The 2,363-nt window shown below is 59.4% G+C and carries 2 protein-coding genes; one reads left to right on the top strand and one right to left on the bottom strand.

Annotated features, from left to right (window positions below):
* Window positions 1–1,632 (bottom strand): type VI secretion system Vgr family protein (locus AC1DPR_RS31585; protein ID WP_477817978.1); only part of this gene is annotated, 1,632 nt, incomplete at its 3' end.
* Between the two features lie 275 nt (window positions 1,633–1,907).
* On the opposite strand from AC1DPR_RS31585, the gene tssB reads away from it, so the two are divergent.
* On the top strand, window positions 1,908–2,363 hold a 456-nt coding region (tssB, locus tag AC1DPR_RS31580; protein WP_477817977.1), incomplete at its 3' end, for a type VI secretion system contractile sheath small subunit.

The raw sequence follows: 2,363 nt of genomic DNA, 5'->3' as shown, positions 1-2,363 counted from the left end.
GCCCCGAATCGCCCCCCAACCAGACGTCCGCAGCTCGAACCCCTCCCCCCGCTTCTTCCACTTCCCATCCACCATATGGCCAAGTGTCAGCTGCGATTTGCCGGAATGCTCCGTGGACAGCTTGACGTGCTCCTGGCCCTCCCAGTCCTCGAACTCGAGCTTGTTGTCGCTCTGCGTACGAATGACGTTGCGCGACAGCCAGCGGTCGTGATTGGTGATCAGGTCCGTCTGACGGCTGTTGTGGTGGACGTGGGCGATGTAGGGCTTGTTCGGGTTCCCGTCCCGGAACGCGATGGCGGCTTCGGTGYCGTCGATCAGCGGAAAGTGGAATCCTGTCTGGAATGCGCCGGCGAATGGCTTTGCCAGCCGCAGTGGCACGCACTCACCACCACCGGGCCATTTCTCGAAATCGAAGTCGAAGCGGACGGTGTAGTAGCCCTGCTGCGTCAGGTAGGCGTACGTGTATTGGCTGGGTGAGGTAATGCGGGCGCTCAGCGTGCCTGCGATCTTTGGCCAGTTGGCCTCATCCAGCGGCAGCCGGAAGCGACGATCGGATGGGATCGATTTGAAGGTATTGCGATACGCCGCATCGCGCGCGCCGGTGTGGGTGACTTCGGTGATGACCTGCCCGTTTGGGGCGTCGGGCAAGTCGAGATCCATTCTCAGGATCCGCGCCGGACGCAGTTCCAGGACGTTGCTCTCGCCCTCGTATTCGACCTGAGACGCCATCGCCGCCTCATGACGAAGCTGCGCTTCCCATTTGGCACCATCGAAATCAAGGTGATGCGTACCGAAGACATACGGTTGCCCGTAAGTGGTCTTGTCCTTCCTCGCGACGTTGGCTTCGCCCTTCAAGGGTTCCCATGCCAGATCCGGGTTGTAATCTGCCACGAGGAACGATTCGGGGACCGTTTTAGCATTAGTACGAATGCCAAAGACGGCTTCGATGCCGGCCTCAAGCCCGGCCGATTCCCGATAGGGCACACGCAATTCAGGCTTGTAGAGGTAATGGTCGATGTCGTCGCCAAACACCACCATYTCGCCGAATTTCCCMGGMAGGAAATAGGAATAGAGCCCTTCCTGCTCCATCAGTAGCCGGATGAAGTCCCAATCGGACATCTGGTACTGCAAGCGGAACGGGTGCTGCGGGTACTCGCGCCGAAGCTTGAAAGCGAACTGGTGACCAACCAGTTCGTGCCGCCGCAGGATCGCCTCGATGATCTGGGGCGCGGTCTGGTGCTGGTAGATGCGGGTGGATTGGGTCAGCCGAAGCCGTGCCACTAGCGGTTCCACCACCATCTGGTAGCCGTGAAAATCCTGCGTCTGCTTCGTCTTGGAGAACTGCGTGATGCAACCCGCGAACTTGCGCGGCTCGGTGCCATCACCAGGGTCGATCTCGAATGTCGCGGGCTTGCCGAGGTAGCTGGCGCGCTCAAGCTCCAGCGGATGCGTAAGCTGGACAGTGACGGCGTAGGGAGCGCCSAGCTTCTCCACCGCTTCGAACGACACCACCGACAGACCCACGGCGGTCTCCGCGCCCGGCACCTTCAGGAAGTAAGACTGCTGGCCACCGCCCAGTCCCTTGAGCAGCGCTTCCCCGTATGCCTTCAGTGTTGCAACCCCACCCGACATCGTCTCTCTCCAAGGCCGGGCAATCCGGCGTAACAGGTCAGGCGTGCCGCTTCGCAAGCGACATGCTCCTGCGCGCCGCACCTTACCGTCTTGTGGCTTTCAGGAAAATAGGACTGGATCGAATTATTGATTTAGATAAAAAAGATCAAAAATCCGATGAATTTTAGGAAGTCACCTAAATACAGTGGGAAATAAAAAAGATAGTCTCCCGCACTTGCGTGTCTACCGGCCATGCGGCGATCGACGAATCGAGTGCCGTGCGGATTGAAAACCTGTTGGAGAAGGAATCGAGAATGGCAGAGAGCTTCCAGAACGAAGTGCCCAAGGCGCGGGTCAACATCAAGCTGGATTTGCATACCGGCGGCGCGCAGAAGAAGGTGGAATTGCCACTGAAGCTGCTGGTGATGGGCGACTACAGTAATGGGCAGGACACCCGCGCGCTGGCGGAGCGGGAGAAGGTTTCCATCAACAAGAACAACTTCAATGCGGTCCTGGCGGACTTCAAYCCGCGGGCSARGATTGCCGTCGAGAACACGCTCGCMGCSGATGGCTCCGAGCTGCCCGTYGATCTCGAYTTCCATTCCATGGATGACTTCAAGCCGGAGGTRGTSGCCGGCAAGGTGCCCGARCTGCGCGCGCTGATGGCGGCGCGCAATCTGCTGCGCGATCTCAAGTCGAACCTGCTCGACAACGCGATGTTTCGCCGCGAGCTCGAGAAGATCCTCAAGGAC

The organism is Rhizobium sp. 01T417 (genome assembly GCF_056398905.1).
The sequence above is the reverse complement of the archived record's forward strand: the minus strand, read 5'-3'. Positions and strand labels throughout refer to the sequence as shown.